The organism is Ralstonia chuxiongensis (genome assembly GCF_024158925.1).
GTDB lineage: Bacteria > Pseudomonadota > Gammaproteobacteria > Burkholderiales > Burkholderiaceae > Ralstonia > Ralstonia chuxiongensis.
Genome location: NZ_JAMYWC010000001.1, coordinates 854,948 through 876,286 on the forward strand (window position 1 = coordinate 854,948; position 21,339 = coordinate 876,286).

Here is a 21,339-nt window from a genome sequence, read left to right on the forward strand (position 1 = left end):
CTGTTTGCTTTTCCTGCCCTAGATGGCGCCTTGAATTTTTGTAAGCGGGCGGAAACAAGACGGGGAACTGTCTGAGCGAAGCGAGTTTTCCCCGTCTCCGCCCGGTTACAAAAATTCAAGGGATTGGTCGCCATCTCGGGCGCGCCTTTCTTTTGCTTACTTTTCTTTGGCAAGACAAAGAAAAGTAAGTCGTGCCCGGCAGGGTACGAAACAGGGATGAACCACCAAGGCAAAAAGACGCAAAACGCCTCAACCAATGCTCCGTCTCCCAAGCTCCCTTGCCCCCGGCAAACCCTTCCCCCTTGGCGCCCAATGGGACGGCCTAGGCATCAACTTCGCTGTCTTCTCCGCCAACGCCAGCAAGATCGAACTCTGCATCTTCGACCCCACCGGCCGCAAGGAACTGACCCGCTTCGCCCTGCCCGAATGCACCGATGAGGTCTGGCATGGCTACCTGCCCGGTGTGGAAGCCGGCCTTGTCTACGGCTACCGCGCCTACGGCCCGTGGGAGCCGCAGCATGGCCATCGCTTCAACCCTCACAAGCTGCTGCTCGACCCCTACGCCCGCCGGCTGGTGGGCGCGCTGCGCTGGTCCGATGCACTGTTCGGCTATCGGCTGAACTCCAACCGTGGCGACCTTTCATTCGACCGCCGCGACAGCGCCCCCGCCATGCCCAAGGCCGTGGTCACCGACGAGTCGTTCAACTGGGGCAACGACATCCGCCCGAACACGCCGTGGTCGCGCACGGTCATCTATGAAGGGCACGTGCGCGGGTTCTCGATGCTTCGCCAAGACCTGCTGCCCCCTGAGCGTGGCACGTTCAGCGCGCTCGGCGACAGCGTCTTCATCGAGCGCCTGCAGCGGCTGGGCATCACCGCCATCGAACTGCTGCCCATTCACGCCTTCCTGCAAGACCAGTTCCTGGTAGAGCGCGGCCTGCGCAATTACTGGGGCTACAACACGCTGTGCTTCTTTGCGCCGGAGCCGTCGTACCTGTCGGCGCCATCGCTGCATGAGCTGAAGGTGGCAATCCGGCGGCTGCATGCGGCGGGCATCGAAGTGTTGCTCGATGTGGTCTACAACCACACGTGTGAAGGCAGCGAACTGGGGCCGACGCTGTCGTTCCGCGGGTTGGACAACGCGAGCTACTACCGCCTCGTGCCGGGCCAGGAGCGTTATTACATCAACGACACGGGCTGCGGTAACACGCTCAACCTGTCGCACCCGCGCGTGCTGCAGATGGTGATGGATTCGCTGCGCTACTGGGTCAACGCCTTCCATGTCGATGGCTTCCGTTTTGACCTGGGCGTCACGCTCGGGCGCGAGGGCAACGGCTTCGATCCGGGCTCGGGCTTCTTCGATGCCATACGCCAGGACCCGGTGCTCTCCACCGTCAAGCTCATCGCAGAGCCTTGGGACGTGGGCCCCGACGGTTATCAGGTCGGCAACCACCCGCCCGGCTTTGCCGAATGGAACGATCGATTTCGCGATGGCATCCGCCGCTTCTGGCGTGGCGATTCCGGTCAGCGCCCGGACCTTGCCGCGCGCCTGACCGGCAGTGGCGACCTGTTCGACCGCCGCCACCGCCGGCCATGGGCGTCGGTCAACTACGTGGCCTCGCACGACGGCTTCACGCTGCACGACCTCGTGAGCTACGCCGACAAGCACAACGATGCCAACGGCGAAGACAACCGCGACGGGCACAACGACAACTGCAGCGCCAACTGGGGCACGGAAGGCCCAACCGAGGACACCGCCATCCTGGCCCTGCGTGAACGCGTGACACGCGCGCTGCTGGCCACGGTGTTTTTCTCCAACGGCACGCCGATGCTGCTGGCGGGCGACGAGTTCGGCCGCACGCAAGACGGCAACAACAATGCCTACTGCCAAGACAACGCGCTCTCATGGCTCGATTGGTCGTTGCTGGAGAATGGCCCGGGGCAGGCGCTCGCGCGCTATACGGCACGGCTGATCGCACTTCGCAAGGAAAGCCCGGCGCTGCGCTGGCCGCATTACGTGCACGGCAACACCGAGATCCTGCCCGGCGTGCAGGACATCGCTTGGTTTGATGAGCGCGGCCAGGTGCTTTCGCCCGACGCGTGGAACGACAGCGAGGCTCGCGCGTTGGCGCTACGCCGCGCATGCGTCGAGACCATCGACGGGGAAGCGCGCCCGCATGTGGCGCTGCTGCTCATCAACGGTGCCGCAACGGACCTGACCTTCACGCTGCCTGAGCCAGCCATGGATTGGCAGATCGCCATCGATAGCGCAGCACCGGAGCAGGACACCCGCCCGCACGGCAGCGGCACGCTGAAAGTGGCAGGACGCAGCGTCGTGCTGCTGTTCGCCACGCAGCTCGCCACGATCGCCCACATTGCCGGGCAGCCTGATGCAGACGTCAGTGGTGAAACCCTCGGGCACGTTCCCGAAACGCACAGCGCACCGCAGAACGCGCCGCAGAACGACAGGCCCGAACAACCCATCACCGACGACGAACGCACCGCCCCAACCGCCGGCCACGCAGCCAGCGATGACAATGGAGACGCCACGCGATGACGGCACCCGCCCCCCGGTTCGCGCACGACATGCCATTCGGCGCCACGGTCCTGCCCGACGGCAACACCCGCTTCCGCCTGTGGGCACCTGACGCGACCGCCGCGTGGGTCGAGATCGACGACGCGCGGGGCGACGAGGCCATCCGCATGGATGCCGAGCCCGATGGCTGGTACGCAGCGGTGGCCCCCGTGGGTGCCGGCACGTGCTATCGGTACCGCATCGCCAATCGGGACGGCGTGACGCTGTCCGTGCCCGACCCGGCCGCTCGCGCACAGTGGCAGGACATCCCCGGCCCGAGCCTCGTCGTCGATCCGCAGCGCTACCGCTGGCAGCACGCCAACTGGCAGGGCCGGCCCTGGCACGAAACGGTGCTGTACGAACTGCACGTCGGCACGCTGGGCGGCTTCAAGGGCGTGCGCGGGCGGCTGCCCGAACTGGCGCGGCTGGGCATCACGGCCATCGAGCTGATGCCGGTGGCGGAGTTTCCGGGCGCGCGCAACTGGGGCTACGACGGCGTCCTGCCCTTTGCGCCCGACGCCAGCTATGGCACGCCGGACGACCTCAAGGCGTTGATCGACACCGCACACGGGCTGGGCATGATGGTGTTTCTCGATGTCGTCTACAACCACTTCGGGCCCGACGGCAATTACCTGCACCACTACGCGCGCAGCTTCTTTCGCGACGATGTGCATACGCCCTGGGGCGCGGCGATCGATTTCCGCATGCCGCAGGTGCGTGAATTCTTCATCCAGAACGCGTTGATGTGGCTGATGGAATACCGCTTTGACGGCCTGCGGCTCGACGCCGTGCATGCCATCACCGAGCGCGACTGGCTGGGCGAACTCGCCGCTCGCGTGCGGTTGTCGGTCGAACCCGGCAGGCATGTGCACCTCGTGCTGGAGAACGAGCACAACGCCGCATCGCTGCTGCGCGACGGCGACACCCATGGCGACTTCGAAGCGCAGTGGAACGACGACGGCCACAACGTGCTGCACGTGCTGCTGACCGGCGAGCGCGAAGCGTATTACGCGGCCCACGCAGATGCGCCGGCAGAGCGCCTGGCGCGTGTACTGCAGGACGGGTTCTGTTACCAGGGCGAGCCGTCACCCATCCATGAAAACGCGCCGCGCGGCGAGCCCAGCGCGCACCTGCCGCCCACCGCGTTCGTGCTGTTCCTGCAAAACCACGATCAGATCGGCAACCGCGCCTTTGGCGAACGACTGACGCAGCTTGCGCACCCCGATGCGTTGCACGCCGCGCAAGTGCTGTTGCTGCTGAGCCCGCAGATTCCAATGCTCTTCATGGGTGAAGAATGGGGCAGCACGTGCCCGTTCCAGTACTTCACCAGCCACCACGGCATGCTGGCCGAAGCCGTGCGGGAAGGCCGGCGCCGCGAGTTTGCGAAGTTCGAGGCGTTTGCCGATCCACACCAGCGCGAGCGCATCCCCGACCCGAACGACGAGCGCACCTACCTCGCCTCCTGCCCCGGCGAGGCGAACCTGACCGAACCCGGGCCGCTCAACACGCTGAACCGCACGCACCGCCTGCTGGCGCTGCGCCATTCGCACATCATCCCGCGCCTGCCCAATGCGCGCGCACTTGACGCGGTGGCGCTGGGCCACGCCGGCGCCATTGCCCGCTGGCGCATGGGCGATGGCAGCGTGCTTACGCTGATGCTCAATCTGGCTGATCAACCCGTGGCGGTGCCCACGGTGCTGGCGGGCAACCCCGCCGATCTGCTGCACGAATCGCGTGAAGGTGCGGCGGCAGCGCTCATCGCGCATCGCCTGCCGGAGCGTGCGTGTGTGGCATTGCTGCACACGCCGTCGCCCGCCTGACGACAACCGCAACGTACCAACGCACCATGGACCGCTCGACTCACTCCTCAGGCACGCAGCGCACGCCGCTCCAGCAACTGGCCACGGATGCCGGGCTACTCGTCGACTGGGAAGACGCTGCCAGCCGCCCCATGCGCGTGGCCGACGAAGTGCTGCGCGCGGTGCTCTTTACGCTGGGCCTGCCGGCCGGCACGTCGGCCCAGGTGTCGGAAAGCCAGGCGCGCCTGCGCGCAGAAGCGGAAGCGGTGGCCATACCGCCGCTCGTCACCGGCGTGGTCGGGCAGCCGATCGTGCTGCAGACCTCCGCGCCCCAAGCCGCGTTGCTGGGTGGACAAACCTATCGCGTCGACTTTGAATCCGACGGCAGCACCGAGGGCAAGATCAGCGTCAGCGCAAGCGAGCGCCATGCAACGCTGCGCCTGGCGCCGGTGCAGGCCGTGGGCTACCACCGCCTGACCATCGACGCCGGGCCGGGCACCGTGATCGAAGCCACGCTCGCCATTGCCCCAGCGCGTTGCTATGGCGTGGCCGATGCCCTGCGCCGACACGATCGCCCGGCCGACACCCGCCTGTGGGGCGCGTCCGCCCAGCTCTACGGCTTGCGATGCGATGCCGACCGCGCTGCCAGCAGCGCCGGCCTGGGCGACTACACCGCGGCGGGCACGCTGGCGCGGCATCTCGCGCAGCGCGGTGCAGATGCATTGGCGCTCAGCCCCGTGCATGCCATGTTCACGGCCGACGCGCGCCGCTATTCGCCGTACTCGCCATCAAGCCGCCTGTTCCTGAACGCGTGGATGATCGACCCCGCCGCGCTCTTTGGGGACGAAGCCGTTCGGCAGGCCGTGGTGGACTGCGATCTTGTCGCCGACTACGCCCGTCTTGAAGCCGCACAGCTCATCGACTGGCCGGCCAGCGGCAACGCCCGCATGACGGTGCTGCGCGCGCTGCATCGCCGCTTGCTGCAGGCGCCGCTTGGGGACACCGTCGCGCAGATGCTGCTGGACGATTTTCGCGCGTACTGCATTGATGGCGGCACGAGCCTGCGCGATCACGCGCACTTTGAAGCGCTGAATGCGCACCTTGGGCCCGCGCATTGGAAGCAGTGGCCCGAGCAGTATCAACATCCGAGCTATCTGGGCGTGCAGGCTTTCGCTCGCGAGCATGAAGATGCGGTGAATTTCCACCTCTTCCTGCAATGGGCTGCGGCACGCCAGTGGGCCCTCGCGCAGCGCACCGCGGAAAGCGCCGGCATGGCCATCGGCCTCATCGCCGATCTGGCTGTGGGCACCGACAGCGCGGGCAGCCATGCGTGGGCGCGGCAGCGCGACTTGCTGATCGGCGTGACGGTGGGGGCGCCACCCGACGTGTTCAACGCGCAGGGCCAGGGCTGGGGCCTGACCACCTTCAGCCCGCGCGCCATGCGCACGCAAGGCTTCTCCGCATTTATCGAGATGCTGCGCGCGGTGATGGCCGTGCCCGGCGGCGTACGCATCGACCACGTACTCGGGCTGATGCGGCTATGGGTGATCCCAGATGGAGCACGACCGCTGGACGGCGTGTACCTGCGCTACCCGATGCAGGATCTGCTGCGGCTGGTGGCGCTGGAATCGTGGCGCAACCGCTGCATCGTCATTGGCGAAGACCTTGGCACCGTGCCCCCAGGCCTGCGCGACAAGCTTGCCGACGACGGCCTGCTTGGCATGCGCATCCTCTGGTTCGAGCGCGAGTACACGCGCGACGATGCCCCCTTCAAGGCGCCGCGCACATGGGCGCCGGCGTCGGTGGCGATGACGAGCACGCACGATCTGCCCACGCTCGTCGGCTGGTGGATCGGCAACGATCTGCGCTGGCAAGCCCAGCTTGGCCTGCTACCGGCCGGCATGAGTGAGGGCGAAGCACAGGCACGCCGCATGGACGATCGCGCCGCGTTGGTTGCAGCCTTTGCAGAGCACAACCGCCTGGTGCTGGCCGATGGCAGTGTGCCGATGATTGGCGTGGCGCCGCTGCAAGCTGCGTTGGAACAGGCGCGCGCGGCCACCGCGGCGCAAGCCGACGTCATCCTGCAAGCCAGCGCGCAGGACTTTGCCACGGCGGCTACCGTGTTTACGGGCGCGGCCAACACGCCGCTTGCGCTGGTCCCGCTGGAAGACCTGCTCGGCCTCGTCGAGCAGCCGAACCTGCCAAGCACGATCGACACCCACCCGAACTGGCGGCGTCGCCTGCCCGGGCCGTCCGGCACGCTGCTCGACGCGCCCACGGTGCAGGCGCGTCTGTCCGCACTGGCCAACGCGCGCATCAGCACGCCATGAGTGAACCGACCACACCCCTCCCGCCCGTCGCCCTCCAGCGTGTGCCGCGCGCTACGGTGCGGCTGCAATTGCACCGCGACTTTACGTTCGACCATGCGCGCGCGTTGGTGGATGACTTCGCCGCGCTCGGCATCTCGCATCTCTACACGTCGCCCATCACCACGGCGCAACCGGGTTCGACGCACGGCTATGACGTTGTCGACCCCACACACGTGAGCCCCGAGCTGGGCGGCGAACGCGCGCTCGAACAGTTGGTGGATGCGCTGCATGCGCGCGGCATGGGCCTCATCGTCGATATCGTGCCGAATCACATGGGCGTGGGCGGCGCACACAATGCGTGGTGGCTGGACGTGCTCGAATCCGGTCCCGACAGCGCCTACGCCAATTTCTTCGATATCGACTGGCAGCCGCCCAATCCGGCGCTGCGCAACAAGGTGCTCGCGCCCTTCCTGGGCGAAAACTACGCCGACGCGCTGGCCGGCGGCCGACTGCAGCTGGCCTACGACGAAACGGCGGCGCGGCTGGCGATGGCGTATTACGACCACCGTTTTCCGATCGCGCTGGCCGACTATCCCGCGCTGCTTCGCACCGGCAACATAGACACCGCCACCCACGCGGTGGCCGACCGTTTTGCCGCGCTCGACACGATCCGCTCACTGCGCACGCGCCGCGAACGCACCGACGAAGCACGCGACGCGCTGCGCAACCTCGCCACCACGCAAGCAGGTGCCGCACACATCGCCGAAGCCGTGCGCATGCTCAACGCGCAACCCGATCAGCTTGATGCGTTGATGGCGCGGCAGCATTGGCGCCTTGCCCACTGGCGCACCGCCAACGACGAGATCAACTGGCGCCGCTTCTTCGACATCTGCTCGCTGGCTGGCCTGCGCATGGAGCGCGCCGAGGTGTTTGAAGCGACGCATGCGCTGCTGTTCCGGCTCTATCGCCTGGGTTGGATTGACGGCGTGCGCATCGACCACGTTGATGGCCTGGCCGACCCGGCCGCGTACTGCCGCCAGCTACGCCGCCGCCTGCAAGCCGAACACGCCACGCGCCCCGCCGACCGGCTCACGAGCCACCCGTGGATCGTCGTCGAAAAAATCCTCGCCAGCGATGAAGCCATGCGCACCGACTGGGCCGTCGACGGCACCAGCGGCTACGATTTCATGAACCAAGTGGGCGCGCTGTTGCACGACGCGCACGGCGAGACCGCGCTCACCCAGGGCTGGCTTGAATGGATTGGCGCGCCAGTGGCTGAAGCGCCGTTTTCGGCCACGGCGGTACCTGCTCGCCGCCAGATCCTGCATGCGAACTTTGCCGCAGAACTCGATGCAGCCACGTCAGCACTGCACGCGGTGGCACAACAAGACCGCAGCAGCCACGACGTGACGTGGCACGCCATCCGCCGCTCGCTGGCCGAGGTGATCGTCCACTTTCCGGTGTATCGGACCTATGCGAATGCGCAACAACGCGATGCGCAAGATTCGGCCATCCTGCAAACCGCCATGTCCGGCGCGGCGACCTGCCTGCGGCGCGTTGACCAACCTGTGCTCGGCTGGCTGGATGCATGGCTTGGCGGCCACCCGGCGGGGCAGGACAAGCTGCGCCAACTGGCGTTGCGCCGGTGCCAGCAGTTGTCGTCGCCGGTGGCAGCCAAGGCAGTGGAAGACACAGCGTGCTACCGCTACGGCCGGCTGCTGTCGCGCAACGAGGTCGGCGCGGATCCGGGTACGTTTTCCATGAGCGCCAACGCGTTCCATCACGCCATGCAAGCGCGCGCCCACACCTGGCCGCACGCGATGCTCGCCACCGCCACGCACGACCACAAGCGTGGTGAAGACGTGCGCGCTCGGTTGGCCGTGCTGTCGGAACGTCCCACGCAGTGGCTGGCCGCCGCACACCAATGGCGCACGGAACACGCAGCGTGGGAGCGTCAACTGCCTGCCGGCCCGGCTCCCTCACCAGCCGCGCAGTGGATGCTCTATCAAACGCTGGTGGGCATCTGGCCCGCGGATCTGGACTGGCATGACGCCGATGCCGTGCGCGAGCTGGCCGAGCGCGTCGCGCAGTGGCAGGAAAAGGCGCAGCGCGAAGCCAAGCTGCGCACTGACTGGTTCGCGCCCGATGCGGACTACGAAGCCGCCAGCCGCGATTTCGTCTTTACGCTGCTGACGGGCGAGGCGGCCTCGACCTTCCTGCCTTCGCTCTCCGCCTTCGTGCAAAGCGTGGCGCCGGCCGCCGCCGTCAACGGCCTCGCCCAGACCTTGCTGCGCACCGCGTTGCCTGGCGTGCCCGACCTCTATCAGGGCACCGATTTCTGGGACACCAGCCTCGTTGATCCCGACAACCGCCGCCCCGTCGACTACGCCGCGCGGCACCGCGCATTGCGGGCATTGCACGTGCATGCCGGGCACAGCCTCGCGTCGCTGCTCGCGCATTGGACCGACGGCCGTATCAAGCAAGCCGTACTAGCACGTGCACTGGCCCTGCGCGCTGCCATGCCGGCGGTGTTCGAATCCGGCGACTACCAACCGCTGGCCGTGACCGGCAGCGGCGCGCAGCACGTATTGGCGTTTGCGCGCGTGCATGGCGCCCAGGCGGTCGTCGCGATCGTGCCGCTGCATGCCTCCGCCTTGCTGGGCCATGCCGCCACACCAACGTTTGCGGATGGCGCATGGCGGGACACCACGGTCTGTCTGCCGGCCGCGCTTTCGCACACGCCGCTGCATAGCGCTTTTGACGGCCAGACCCTGCACAGCCCCCGCCTTGCGCTGGGCCAGGTGCTCGCCCACCTGCCGGTCGCCCTGCTGCACACCTGATCCGCACGTTACACACTCGCACGGGTTAACACCGACTGCGCCGTTTTTTGGCTCGCCCTAAAATTCATCTATTCATATATATGACTAGAGCAATGTGTGGTGAACACGTCGCTCACGTCACCCGGAGGAGACCGCATGTTCGGCTGGTTCAAAGAGATTTCAAAAGGGGAAAAGCGCACGTTCTGGGCCTGCTTTGGCGGCTGGGCGCTCGACGCGCTGGACGTGCAGATGTTCAGCCTCGTCATCCCGACCATCATTGCGGCGTGGCACATCGGCAAAACCGAGGCCGGGCTGGTGTCGGGCGTCACGCTGGTGGCGTCGGCGCTGGGCGGCTGGATTGCCGGCGCGCTGACCGACCGCTTCGGCCGCGTGCGCACGCTGCAGTTCACGGTGCTGTGGTTTTCGCTGGCCACATTCGCCTCGGCCTTCGCGCAGAACTTCGAGCAGTTCCTGGTGCTCAAGGCCATTCAAGGTTTTGGCTTTGGCGGTGAATGGGCGGCGGGCGCCGTACTGATGGCCGAGAGTATTCGCGCCAGCCACCGCGGCAAGGCGATGGGCACCGTGCAGAGCGCCTGGGCCGTCGGCTGGGGCGCGGCGGTGCTGCTGTATGCGCTCACCTATTCCTTCATCGAGCCTGACCTCGCCTGGCGCGTGATGTTTGCCGCCGGGTTGCTGCCGGCGCTGCTCATCATCTACATCCGCCGTGGCGTACAGGAACCCGTGCCGGCCGCCAAGCCAAATGCGAAAGCCGATGCGATGCCGATCTCGCGCTTCCCCCTGCTCGACATCTTCCGCCCGCAGGTGCTGCGCATGACGCTGATCGGCGGGCTGCTGGGGGTAGGCGCGCACGGGGGCTACTACGCACTGATGACGTGGCTGCCGACGTATCTCAAGACGGAGCGCCACCTGTCGGTGCTGGGCACGGGCGGCTACCTGGCGGTGATCATCTTCGCCTTCTGGTGCGGCTGCGTGGCCAGCGCGTGGCTGCTGGACGTGCTTGGCCGTCGCGGAAACATCCTGCTGTTCTCGTGCTGCTGCGTGGTGACGGTGCTGGTGTATCTGCTGGTGCCGCTGTCGGATGGCGCGATGCTGGTGCTGGGCTTTCCCCTGGGCTTCTTTGCGGCGGGCATTCCGGCCAGCATGGGCGCGCTGTTCAACGAGCTGTATCCGCAGGGCGTGCGCGGCACGGGTGTGGGCTTTTGCTACAACTTCGGCCGCGTGGTGTCTGCCGCGTTCCCGGTGCTGGTGGGCAAGATGAGCGCATCGATGTCGCTCGGCACGGCCATCGGCATCGACGCGGCCATCGCCTATTCGATCGTCGCAGTGGCGGTGCTGATGCTGCCCGAAACGAAGGGCCGCGACCTCGCTGCCGTCACCGTCTGAACACCGATCACAACATCATGACGACGCCCTTGATCCGTCGCCGCCAGGAGACCCCATGCCCACTCGCCGCGCCTTCAACACCGGGTTGCTTGCCATGCTAGGTTCCACCGCCCTGGCCGGCTGCGCCGCCACCGGCAGCAGCGACGTCTCGCGCGGGGCGTCCGCGCGCATCACGGCCATCGACACGCATGCACATGTGTTCGAACGCGGCCTGCCGCTGGCCAATGCCCGCCGCTATGCGCCCACGTATGACGCACCGCTGTCGGCCTACCTCGCGCAGCTCGACGCGCACGGCGTGTCGCACGGGGTACTGATCCAGCCAAGTTTCCTGGGTGTCGACAACAGCTATCTGTTGGCCGCGCTCAAGCAAGCGCCCCAGCGCCTGCGCGGTGTGGCCGTGATCGACCCGGCCGCGCCCGAGACCTTGCTCACGCAGATGAACGCCGAGGGCATCGTCGGCATTCGCCTGAACCTGATCGGTGCGGCAGACCCGCAATTGAAATCGCCCGTGTGGCAAGCCGCGCTGGCTCGCCTGCATGCGCTCGGCTGGCATGTGGAATTGCATGTCGAGGCACGCCGCCTTCCCGCGCTGCTGCAGCCGCTGCTGGAAGCGCAAGTGAACGTGGTGGTCGACCATTTCGGCCGCCCCGATCCTGCACTTGGCGTGGACGATCCGGGCTTTGCCGCATTGCTTGCCGCCGGCCGCTCCCGCCGCGTGTGGGTAAAGATTTCCGGCGCATACCGGAACGGCGCCAACGGACGCGGCGAAGCCATCGCCCAGGCCGCCATGCCGCGCCTGAAAGATGCGCTCGGCCTGGACCGCCTTGTCTGGGGCAGCGACTGGCCGCACACGCAGTTCGAATCGCAGATCAACTACGACAAGATGTGGGCCTTCGCCGGCGTGCTGCTGCCCAACGCAGCGGACTGCAAGCAGGTGCTGGTCGACACGCCCGCGCAGTTGTTCCGCTTCGTCTGAACGCGCAACTGCTGCAGCGCCCCCGCGCGATACCCCATTTCGCGAATCACGAATTTCGCCGCGCGGGCCGCGCTCCTACACTGGCCGCTCCTCATCCCCACAAGCCGCAAGGAGCAGCCATGCAGCAGCATCGACTCGTCGACCAGCAATTCGGCCAGGTCGCCCAGGCCTACCTGACCAGCGCCGTGCACGCGCAGGGCGCCGATCTGGACGCGCTGGCCACGCTGGCGCAGTCGGTGCCGCACGCCAAGGTGCTCGATCTCGGCTGCGGCGGCGGGCATGTGAGCTTTGCCATGGCGCCGCATGTGGCGGCCACGGTGGCGTATGACCTGTCAGAAGACATGCTGAGCGTGGTGGCCGCCGAAGCCGCGCGCCGCGGCCTTGCGCAGTTGCACACGCAAGCCGGCCGCGCCGAGAGCCTGCCCTTTGACGATGCCGCGTTCGACATCGTTGCCACGCGCTTTTCCGCTCACCACTGGTACGACGTGCGCAAGGGCCTGGCGGAAGCGCGCCGTGTGCTCAAACCGGGCGGCAAGCTCGTCATCGTGGATATCGTCGCGCCGGAGGTGCCGCTGCTCGACACGCTGTTGCAAACCGCCGAGGTGCTGCGCGATGCGTCGCACGTGCGCGACTACCGTGTTTCCGAATGGCAGGCCATGCTGGCCGAGGCCGGTTTCCAGCCCGGCACGCCGCGCACGTGGAAACTGACGATGGCCTTCGACAGCTGGATCGCCCGCATTCGCACGCCGCAGGTGCGCGCAGATGCCATCCGCGATCTGTTCGACCGTGCAGCCGACGAAGCACGCACGTACTTTGCCGTGGCACCCGACCATTCATTTGCCATCGACGCGATGCTGATCGAGGCTGCCTGAGCGACGTGATCGGCTTGGGCACCCTCATCCCCTCTCATCCTTTTTGCCACACCCGTTGGAGGGGTGCCCTGATACGGCGCCATTTTCAGGGTTTCGCTTAATCCTGAATGAAAAAAATGTGATATCGGAACACGTGTACGAACGTGGCGTTGCCGGTAGCCTTCCGGGTTACCGTCGATCCTGGTCGGCATTGGCGCGGCCACTGCGCCGACTACCGATTTCCATGTACGCCCTGTTCCCCGCCTTCGTCTCGTCGCTCTTCCTGTTCTACGGCGTCTACGTCGTGACCACACGCGGCCGCACGCGCGCGAGCCTGGCGTTTCTCGGCATGACGACGCTCACATGCCTGTGGCAAGGCATCTGGGCGTTTCTGTTCCAGACCCAAGACCTTGGCACCGCCCAGGTGCTCGCCAAACTCGGTTGGATCGCCATCCTGATCATGCCGACCATGCTCTATCACTTTGCCGTGGAGGTGGCCGAAGCACCGGGCGAGCGGCACTGGCTCCTGGCCGCCTATGCGCTGGACGCTGCGCTGATCGCGTTGCTGTTGACCACCAACCTCGTCATCGATGGCGTGCATCAGTTCCACTTCGGGTTCTATCCGAAGGCGGGCGCGCTGGAAGCCGTCCACATCATCCAAACTACCGCGCTGGTTACGCGCGGCATGTGGGTGCTCTACCGCGAGCAGCAGCATGCGACGGCCGAGAAGCGCAAACGGCTGCTGACTTGCCTGTTCGGCGTGGGACTGATTTCGTTGGCGGCAGCTGACTACGCAGTCAACTACGGCATTGCGTTCTACCCGCCGGGCGTGCTGCCGCTGGCCATTGCGCTGGGCATCATCGCCGTGGGCGTGGTCAAGTTCGACTTGATGCGCCCCTATGCATTGGCAGCCACCGTTGCACACGAGGTGCGCACGCCGCTGACCACCATCCGCTTGCAGGCAGCCGAAATCGCCCGCGCCTGGCCAGACGTCTACCGTGGCTATCAGCTCGCCATCGACAACGGCCTGTGCCAACCGCCGCAGCATCCTGCCATGTTGGATCGCCTGTCCAAACTGGCGGGAGCCATCACATCGGAAGTCGCGTCTGCACATAGCGTGATCGAGATGGCCTTGGCCTCCGTCACGCTGGAGCGCCTGGACCGGCGCACCTTCGCGGCCCATTCGCTACACGAATGCGTAGAGACGGCTGTGGCGCAGTATCCGTTCCAGGCCGGTGAGCGCGAACGCGTGCACGTGCAGCCGTTCAACGCCGACTGGTGCTTCGTGGGCTCCGACACGCTGCTCGTGTACGTGTTGTTCAACCTGCTGAAGAATGCGCTGCATGCCATCCAGATCGCGCGCAAGGGCCACATCGAAATCTCCGCCCGCCAGGATGGAGACAGCTATGTGCTCGTGGTGCGCGACAGCGCCACCGGCATTCCGCCCAGCGTGCAACGCCGCATCTTTGACCCGTTTTTCTCCACCAAGCATGTCGGCAAAGGCTCGGGCGTGGGGCTGACATTCTGCCGCCGTGTCATGCAGGCGTTTGGCGGGCGCATCCAGTGCGAATCCGTGGTTGGGGAATACACGCTGTTCTCCATGCGGTTTCCCCAACCTCCTGCTATCTGACGTTCACGTCTTCAAAACGTCAGGACACCTGCGCCAACTCCGGCACGGTGTCCAGCTCGTACGCCTTCACACGCAGGCGCACGTGTTGCGGCAACCGCTGAATCACGCGCTCGGCGTTGGCGCACACCACCTGCTGATACCCCAGCGACACCAGCCGTCCGCCCGAAACAAACCGGAACACCATGTAGAACGAGCAGGGCTGCACCCGGAATGTGTTCAAGTGGCATTCCACGCGCTGAAACGGGAATGTCTCTTCAACGAATTCCTGATGCGCGAGCTTGGTCACGAAGATCACGCGTCCGCTCATGAGCAGGTCTGCGTCAATGCATTCGTGGAACCAGCGTTCGCGCACCACGCCCTGCCACTCGAAATACCGGGCGAAATACGTGTTGGCGTAGGCGTTGGAATCCTTCAGATAGACATCGAAGGCGTGCTGGAACGTCTGCTGCGCGGAAATGGCTTCGGGCAGCTCGGCATTGCGCAGATAGTGGTTGACGACTGTGGCAATGGATTGGCCTGTCGGCATCGCATACTCCAAGAATGGAATTGGCTGCTGGCGGCAGCCGCGCATGCGCGGTGGTCCCGCGCATGTGTCCATTCTTCCGATGCACTTGCTGTTGCGTAACAAGCCAATAGCGTAGCCCTACGAACGGGCGGCCTACTCCCCGCCCGCAACACTCCGCAGCCCCGGCGGACTCTGATGAAAGCGGAACGTATTGCGCCCGCTGCGCTTGGCATCGTAGAGCGCCGCATCGGCCCATTCCAACAGTACGTCCAGGTGTTCGTCGGCGGGCGTCAGGGTGACGGCGCCCGCTGACAGCGTGACGTACGGCGCGGCAACGGACGCCGCGTGCGGTTCGGCCCGTTCGGCCACCATGGCCACGGCACGCGCCACGGCCAGCCTGGCCTCGTCGCGATCCAGGTCAAACAGCATGGCGACGAATTCTTCTCCGCCCACGCGCGCAATGAAGTCATCGGGGTGGCGGCACGCCGTGCCCAGCGTGTCGGCCACCATGCGCAGGCAATCGTCGCCGCGCAGGTGGCCGTAGGTGTCGTTGTATTGCTTGAAGCAGTCGATGTCGAACAGCGCCAGCGTGACAGGGCGCTTGTCGCGGCGGGCGTGGTCGAACAATCGCGGGGCCTGCGTTTCAAAAAAGCGGCGATTGAACAGGTGTGTGAGCGCGTCGCGGTTGACGTCGTTCTCCAGCACGCTGAGCAAGGCGCGCGTGCGCTGCAACTCGCCGCGCAGTGCATCCTGGGCGCTGGCCATGCCGGCACGCTGCAACTGCTCTACCGTCACGTCGCGCAGCAGCAGGAAAACGCCGGCATGCCGGCCGCGCGCGTCGCTCAAGCCTTCGAGCGTGACTTCCAGCGTGCGCCCCGTGTCGGGCAGCCAGACCTGATGGCGGTTAGGCAAGCGCGTACGCTCAAACTCGCGCAGGATGCCGGCCACGTTCAGCACGGCGGGCGGCATTGCATGCACCTTGGCAGTCGGCAACAGGTGGCGCGCAGCGGCGTTGATGCTGGCGATGGAGCCATCGCGGGCGAGCACGATGCAACCATCACGCATGGATTCGATGATCTTGCCGCGGGCATAAGCGGCGGTATCGCGCAGGCGCGGCCGCAAGACGATCCAGCCGAGCAATGATGTGCTGACGGCAAACGTGGCGGGTGTGAGATCGCCGCCGAGCGCCGTCGTCCAGCGCTGCAGGTAGGCAAGATGCGCCACCAGCGGCAGCAGTTGCCCGATCACAAGCGCCAGCCGCACCTGCGTGCGCGACGACACATAGAGCCCGGAGGCAACTTCGTCGATGGGCAATACCAACAGCACAAGGCTGATGGCCAGCAGCACGTAGTTGTAGGCGGTGGCCACCCAGAACATGCGCCCGTGCTCGAACACCGCGCCCCGTATGCCGTCGATGACGACGAAACGCGCATCAAGCCATACCAGGTGATGCAGTTCATTGGTAGCGACCAGCCCGACGAATCCGGCGCCCACGAGCAGCGCCAGCAGCCAACCCACGCGCACCAGCAGCAATGCATTGAGTTCTGGCCGGATGAGGCCAACGACCATGCGCAGCCATGCGGCCGGCACCATCATGATCCCGAGATAGGCGACCTTGGCCCAGCCCACGCGCACGGGCATGTCGAAGCTGACGACTTCCATGAGGCGCGCGCCGCTCCAGAGCGCGGTACCGAGCGCCAACAGCATGAAGGCGGAGACTTCCGCGTCATCGCGGCGTGGCCATGAGAGGCCAATCAGCGCGATCGAAACGAGTGCAGCGCAAGCCAGTGCAGCGATCAGCATGATCGGCACGCCCTGCGCGCATGGCGATGCCGGCGAATGACAACGCCAGCCTGTTGGTCCACGTGTATTCCCCGTTCGTCCGTTGTTCTTGCAGTGTATCGGGCACTGTTGCCGTGTGATTGGCTGCGTGGTGCGCACCCGATCACCTCCCCCTCCCATCGGCAGGAAATGTAAAAACTGAAGGCCCGTGCGGCTTTGCGGCGCATGGCGCGGCCTGCGCGTGCTGAGAGGGACGTATCGAGCTGTCGACGAATTCGTTTGCGCGGCGTTGGGATCACCCACACGCTGGACTGCCGAAAAGCGCGGAGGTGTCCCGCGCACCGTGTTTTTGGGTATTGGGCGCGGTGGCCGTCCTGCGTTTTCCCGCTATGCAGCGAGGGATTGGAGCGTCGCCCAAAGAGGTGCCGTCAAGCCCGCCGGACAACCCAGCCACGGGCCGACGGGCAACGTTTTTGCGCTGGCGCGAACGTCCCGTTTCAGATGCCGTGACTTGAGCGACACCGCTATCTTGGCTTCACAAAACGTCGGTATCATCGAACACATGACCGATACCCGCGCCACCGCCCATCTCTATCCTGCGCACGACCTGGCGATCTGCACCGACGCCAACACCGCCGTCGAGCGCATTACCGCCATCTACGAGCGCTCTGCGCAAGCGATCCGCGATCGTTTCCACGCCTTTGCGCGTGGCGAGGATTGCAGCGAAGACCTCTCCGCCTGCTACCCCTACCTCGGCATCACTGTCGACCCGAAAACGCTGGTGAGCGACGCGCGGCCGGCGTGGGGCACGGTGGCGTATCCGGGCGTGTACGGCACGACGCTCACGCGGCCGGACCTCTTCCGTGATTACTACCGCGTGCAGATCGAACGGCTGCTGCACTATCACAACAGCCCCGTCGTGGTGGGTGTGAGCAACCGGCCGATTCCGCTGCCCTTCGTGGTCGAAGCGTCCACGGTGGACATCACGCCGGAACAGGCGCGCGCGCTGGGCGGTGCGTTTACGCTGCCCGACCTCGCACAGATTGACGACTCCATTGCCAACGGCACATACCGCCCCATCGGCGACGAACCGCAGCCGCTGTCGATGTTCACCGCCGAGCGGGTCGACCTGGCTCTGCAGCGCCTGTACCACTACACCGCCACGCACCCGAAGCACTTCCAGCGCTTCGTGCTGTTCACCAACTACCAACGCTATGTCGATGAGTTTGCCGCCCTCGGCCGCAAGCTGATGGAAGACGGCAACGACGAAGGCTACATCCGCTTTGTCGAGCCCGGCGACACCGAACACGAACTCGGCACACCGGCGCCGGACGACTCGCACCGCATCAAGGGCCTGCCGCAGATGCCCGCCTACCACCTGGTGCGCGAAGACCGCCTGGGCGTGACACTGGTGAACATCGGCGTGGGCCCGTCCAACGCCAAGACCATCACCGACCATCTGGCCGTGCTGCGACCGCACTGCTGGATGATGATCGGCCATTGCGGCGGCCTGCGCCGTTCGCAGCAGTTGGGCGATTACGTGCTCGCGCACGCCTATGTGCGCGACGACCATGTGCTCGACCAGGACCTGCCGCCATGGGTGCCCGTACCGCCCATCGCCGAGATTCAGGTGGCGCTGCAGGAGGCTGTGGCGCGCATCACGGGGCTCTCGGGCGCCGATATGAAATCGCGCATGCGCACCGGCACGGTGGTCTCCACCGACGACCGCAACTGGGAGCTGAAGTACCAGGCGCTATACAGCCGCTTCAACCAGTCGCGCGCCATTGCCATCGACATGGAAAGCGCGACCATTGCCGCCAACGGCTTCCGTCTGCGCGTGCCCTACGGCACCCTGCTGTGCGTGTCGGATAAGCCGCTGCACGGCGAGCTGAAGCTGCGCGGCATGGCCAACCTGTTCTATCGCCAGCGCGTGAGCCAGCACTTGGACATCGGCATGGAAGCCGTGCGCCTGTTGCGCGAAAGCGGCGTTGAAGCGCTGCACTCGCGCAAGCTGCGCAGCTTTGACGAGCCCGCGTTCCGATAGCGCGGGTTAGTGCGGGTTAGTGCGGGCGCTGCTCCGGCAGCGCTTCGCGCAGGAAGTCCAGAAAAACCCGCACCACCTCGGGCAAGGTTCGGCCCGCCAGGGTCTGCAGTTCCACTGTCCGCCCACGCATGCCGCGCTCGCGAATCTCCGCGGCATGCAGCTCACCCCGCTGCACGCGCTCGCGCACCGTGATTTCCCCAGCGATGCCCAAGCCGCCGCCTTGCAGCACGAAACTCAACAGCCCATCGAAGCGGTTGCTGACCAGCACCGGCTCGAACACCAGCCCGCGTTGACTGCAGCCCATGTCGAACAGCTGGCGCACCGTGTTGTCCGGCCCCGAAAGCGCAATTGGAAATGGGTGCATCTGCGCCAGCGTCACGCTGCTGAACTTCGCCAGCGGGTGGTCGGGCCGCATGATGGCAAACACCGAGCCACGCTGCTGATACGCCACGCGAATGCCGTGCACGGCAGCGCGGCTATAGGTCAAGCTGATATCCACATCGCCACGCAAGACGGCCTCTGTCACGCGCATCGGCTCTTCGGCGCGCAGGTCGAACTGAATGCCCGGATGCCGCTCGCGAAACGCCACGATGGCGCGTGGCACAAACTCAATCGCAAACCCATCGGAGCACGCAATGCGCACGCGCCCGCGCTGCAGCCCTTGCAGGCCTTGAATATCCGAGACCACGCGCTCTGCCTCCAGCGCCCCGCGCAGCGCGTGCGCGGCAAGCAGCTCGCCTGCTGCGCTGGGCCGCATGCCGCGCGGTTGCCGCTCGAACAGCGGCACGCCCAGAAGCTCTTCAAGCATGGCCACTTGCCGGCTGATGGCCGATGCGCTGACGTGCAGGCGCGCGGCCGCCTCCGTCAACGAGCCAGTGCGCACAACCTCGAGAAAATAGCGGAGGGACGTCTCCTGCAGGCGATGAGATGACATGAGCGACGTAGGCGCGGGAGCCCTTTTGCTTTGCACAAAACGCAAAGATATCCCAAGAAAATTCTAATGGTCAAAAGGGTGTGGTATGCGCAGACTCACCCGGAACTGTTCGACCAGCGGAGTGTCCAGATGCCCCTTCAGCTCGCAGCCCGTCAACCTGCCTCGCCCCGCGCATCCCATCGCCTTCGCGCGCTGGTGCCGGCTCTCATGTTGGGTGCCGCCAGCTTGGCCGGTGCCGCCGAACTCTCTGCGGCAGACGCCGAACGCCATGCGCAAGCAACGTACCGCGAATACTTTCAACTGCTCTCCCTGCCCAACGACGCCATCGCGCCAGAGGACGTCCGCAAGAATGTCGACTGGCTGGAGCAGGCATTCCGCAAGCGCGGCTTCACGACAAAGCAATTGGCCAACAACGGCAAGCCGATGCTCTATGCCGAAATGCCGAACCCGGACGCTGCCCGCAAAACGGTGCTGTTCTACATGCACCTCGACGGCCAGCCCGTGATTCCCGCGCAGTGGGCACAGAAGAGCCCGTGGACACCCGTGCTCAAGCACAAGACCGCTCAGGGCAACTGGGAAGAGATCGACTCGGCGCAGTTGTTCAGCGGCCCGCTCGATCCGGAATGGCGTGTATTCGGCCGTTCGTCCGCCGACGACAAAGGCCCGATCATGATGATGCTGGCCGCCATTGACGCACTGAAGGCCAGCGGCACTCAGCCTGCCGTCAACATCAAGATCATTCTCGACAGCGAGGAAGAAAAGGGCTCGCCGTCGATCAGCAAGGTGATGCAGGCAAACCGCGAGCTGCTGCGCTGCGACGCCATCGTCATCCACGACGGCCCCATGCACGCGAGCAACCGGCCAACCCTGGTCTTTGGCAACCGCGGCGCGGCCGAAGCCCGGTTGACCGTCTATGGCGGCAAGGTGCCGCTGCACAGCGGGCACTACGGCAACTACGCCCGCAACCCGGCCCAGCAGTTGGCCAACCTGCTGGCATCGATGAAGAACGACGAGGGCCGGGTGACGGTGCCGGGCTATTACGACCACGTGAAGATCAGCGACGCTGACCGCAAGATCATGGCGGCCGTGCCCGACGACCAGGCAGCGCTCAACAAGCGCCTGGGCATTGCGCATGCCGACAAGGTCGGCGCCAATTACCAGGAGGCGATGCAGTACCCGTCATTGAACGTGCGCGGCATGGCCTCTGCGGCCGTGGGCGACAAGGTGGCGAACATCGTGCCCGACAAGGCCGTCGCAGAGCTCGACCTGCGAACCACGCCAGACTCCAGCGCGGCCTACCTCGGCAAGCTGATCGAGCAGCACGTCGAGCACCAGGGCTACCACCTCGTCAAGAACGCCCCGACCGACGAAGAGCGCAGCCGTTACGACAAACTGGCCACCTTCACGTATCAGAGCGAGGGCGCAGACGCTGCGGGCTCACCGATCGACTCGGCAGTAGGCACATGGGCCTACAAATCCCTGACCGACACGTTTGGTGCCAACCCGGCGCCCGTCCGCATCCGCATGATGGGCGGGACCGTGCCCACCGCAGAAATCGTTGGCGTGCTGCAGGTGCCGTTCGCGATCATTCCGCTGGTCAATGCCGATAACAATCAGCACGCTGCTAACGAGAACCTCCGGATGGGCAACTACGTGAGCGGCGTGCGCACGATCTACGGCCTGCTGACGCACCCGCTCTGACACGCACTAC

At 65.8% G+C, this 21,339-nt stretch carries 13 protein-coding genes; 10 read left to right on the forward strand and 3 right to left on the reverse strand.

What is annotated here, in order from left to right:
• Positions 1 to 256 precede the first annotated feature (256 nt).
• From glgX to NKG59_RS03715, 8 genes are all read left to right on the forward strand, one after another.
• Positions 257 to 2,557, forward strand: coding sequence for a glycogen debranching protein GlgX (gene glgX, locus NKG59_RS03680; RefSeq protein ID WP_253535351.1), 2,301 nt, complete (start codon positions 257 to 259; stop codon positions 2,555 to 2,557).
• Positions 2,554 to 4,395, forward strand: coding sequence for a malto-oligosyltrehalose trehalohydrolase (treZ, locus tag NKG59_RS03685; RefSeq protein ID WP_253535353.1), 1,842 nt, complete (start codon positions 2,554 to 2,556; stop codon positions 4,393 to 4,395). Before glgX ends, treZ begins: the two co-directional genes overlap by 4 nt.
• A 26-nt stretch (positions 4,396 to 4,421) precedes the next feature.
• Positions 4,422 to 6,704: a 4-alpha-glucanotransferase gene (gene malQ, locus NKG59_RS03690; protein ID WP_253535355.1), complete on the forward strand. Its 2,283-nt coding sequence runs from the start codon at positions 4,422 to 4,424 to the stop codon at positions 6,702 to 6,704.
• Positions 6,701 to 9,523, forward strand: coding sequence for a malto-oligosyltrehalose synthase (treY, locus tag NKG59_RS03695; RefSeq protein ID WP_253535357.1), 2,823 nt, complete (start codon positions 6,701 to 6,703; stop codon positions 9,521 to 9,523). The genes malQ and treY overlap by 4 nt, the downstream gene beginning before the upstream one ends.
• A gap of 135 nt (positions 9,524 to 9,658) precedes the next feature.
• Positions 9,659 to 10,906, forward strand: coding sequence for an MFS transporter (locus NKG59_RS03700; protein ID WP_253535359.1), 1,248 nt, complete (start codon positions 9,659 to 9,661; stop codon positions 10,904 to 10,906).
• A gap of 55 nt (positions 10,907 to 10,961) precedes the next feature.
• Entirely contained in the window at positions 10,962 to 11,882 is a 921-nt protein-coding gene (locus tag NKG59_RS03705) for an amidohydrolase family protein (RefSeq protein ID WP_253535361.1), read from the forward strand.
• Between the two features lie 119 nt (positions 11,883 to 12,001).
• Positions 12,002 to 12,754, forward strand: coding sequence for a class I SAM-dependent methyltransferase (locus NKG59_RS03710; protein WP_253535363.1), 753 nt, complete (start codon positions 12,002 to 12,004; stop codon positions 12,752 to 12,754).
• A gap of 223 nt (positions 12,755 to 12,977) precedes the next feature.
• The gene (locus NKG59_RS03715) at positions 12,978 to 14,363 is read left to right on the forward strand and encodes a sensor histidine kinase (RefSeq protein ID WP_253535365.1); all 1,386 of its coding nucleotides are present in this window, start codon (positions 12,978 to 12,980) and stop codon (positions 14,361 to 14,363) included.
• Positions 14,364 to 14,382: 19 nt separating this feature from the next.
• Here NKG59_RS03715 and NKG59_RS03720 read toward each other — a convergent pair whose 3' ends face one another.
• On the reverse strand, positions 14,383 to 14,889 hold the full coding sequence (locus NKG59_RS03720; RefSeq protein ID WP_253535367.1) for an acyl-CoA thioesterase: 507 nt from the start codon (positions 14,887 to 14,889) through the stop codon (positions 14,383 to 14,385).
• A gap of 132 nt (positions 14,890 to 15,021) precedes the next feature.
• Positions 15,022 to 16,671, reverse strand: coding sequence for a diguanylate cyclase domain-containing protein (locus NKG59_RS03725; protein WP_253535380.1), 1,650 nt, complete (start codon positions 16,669 to 16,671; stop codon positions 15,022 to 15,024).
• Between the two features lie 541 nt (positions 16,672 to 17,212).
• On the opposite strand from NKG59_RS03725, the gene NKG59_RS03730 reads away from it, so the two are divergent.
• Positions 17,213 to 18,694: an AMP nucleosidase gene (locus tag NKG59_RS03730; RefSeq protein WP_092975103.1), complete on the forward strand. Its 1,482-nt coding sequence runs from the start codon at positions 17,213 to 17,215 to the stop codon at positions 18,692 to 18,694.
• A 16-nt stretch (positions 18,695 to 18,710) separates the two neighbouring features.
• Here the strand turns inward: NKG59_RS03730 and NKG59_RS03735 are convergent, their stop codons facing one another.
• Positions 18,711 to 19,628, reverse strand: coding sequence for a LysR family transcriptional regulator (locus NKG59_RS03735; RefSeq protein WP_253535382.1), 918 nt, complete (start codon positions 19,626 to 19,628; stop codon positions 18,711 to 18,713).
• 66 nt (positions 19,629 to 19,694) lie between these two features.
• Here NKG59_RS03735 and NKG59_RS03740 point away from each other — a divergent pair, with 66 nt between their 5' ends.
• A complete protein-coding gene (locus NKG59_RS03740) occupies positions 19,695 to 21,329 on the forward strand; it encodes a M20/M25/M40 family metallo-hydrolase (RefSeq protein ID WP_253535392.1) in 1,635 nt (544 codons plus the stop codon).
• The last annotated feature ends 10 nt before the right edge of the window (positions 21,330 to 21,339 follow it).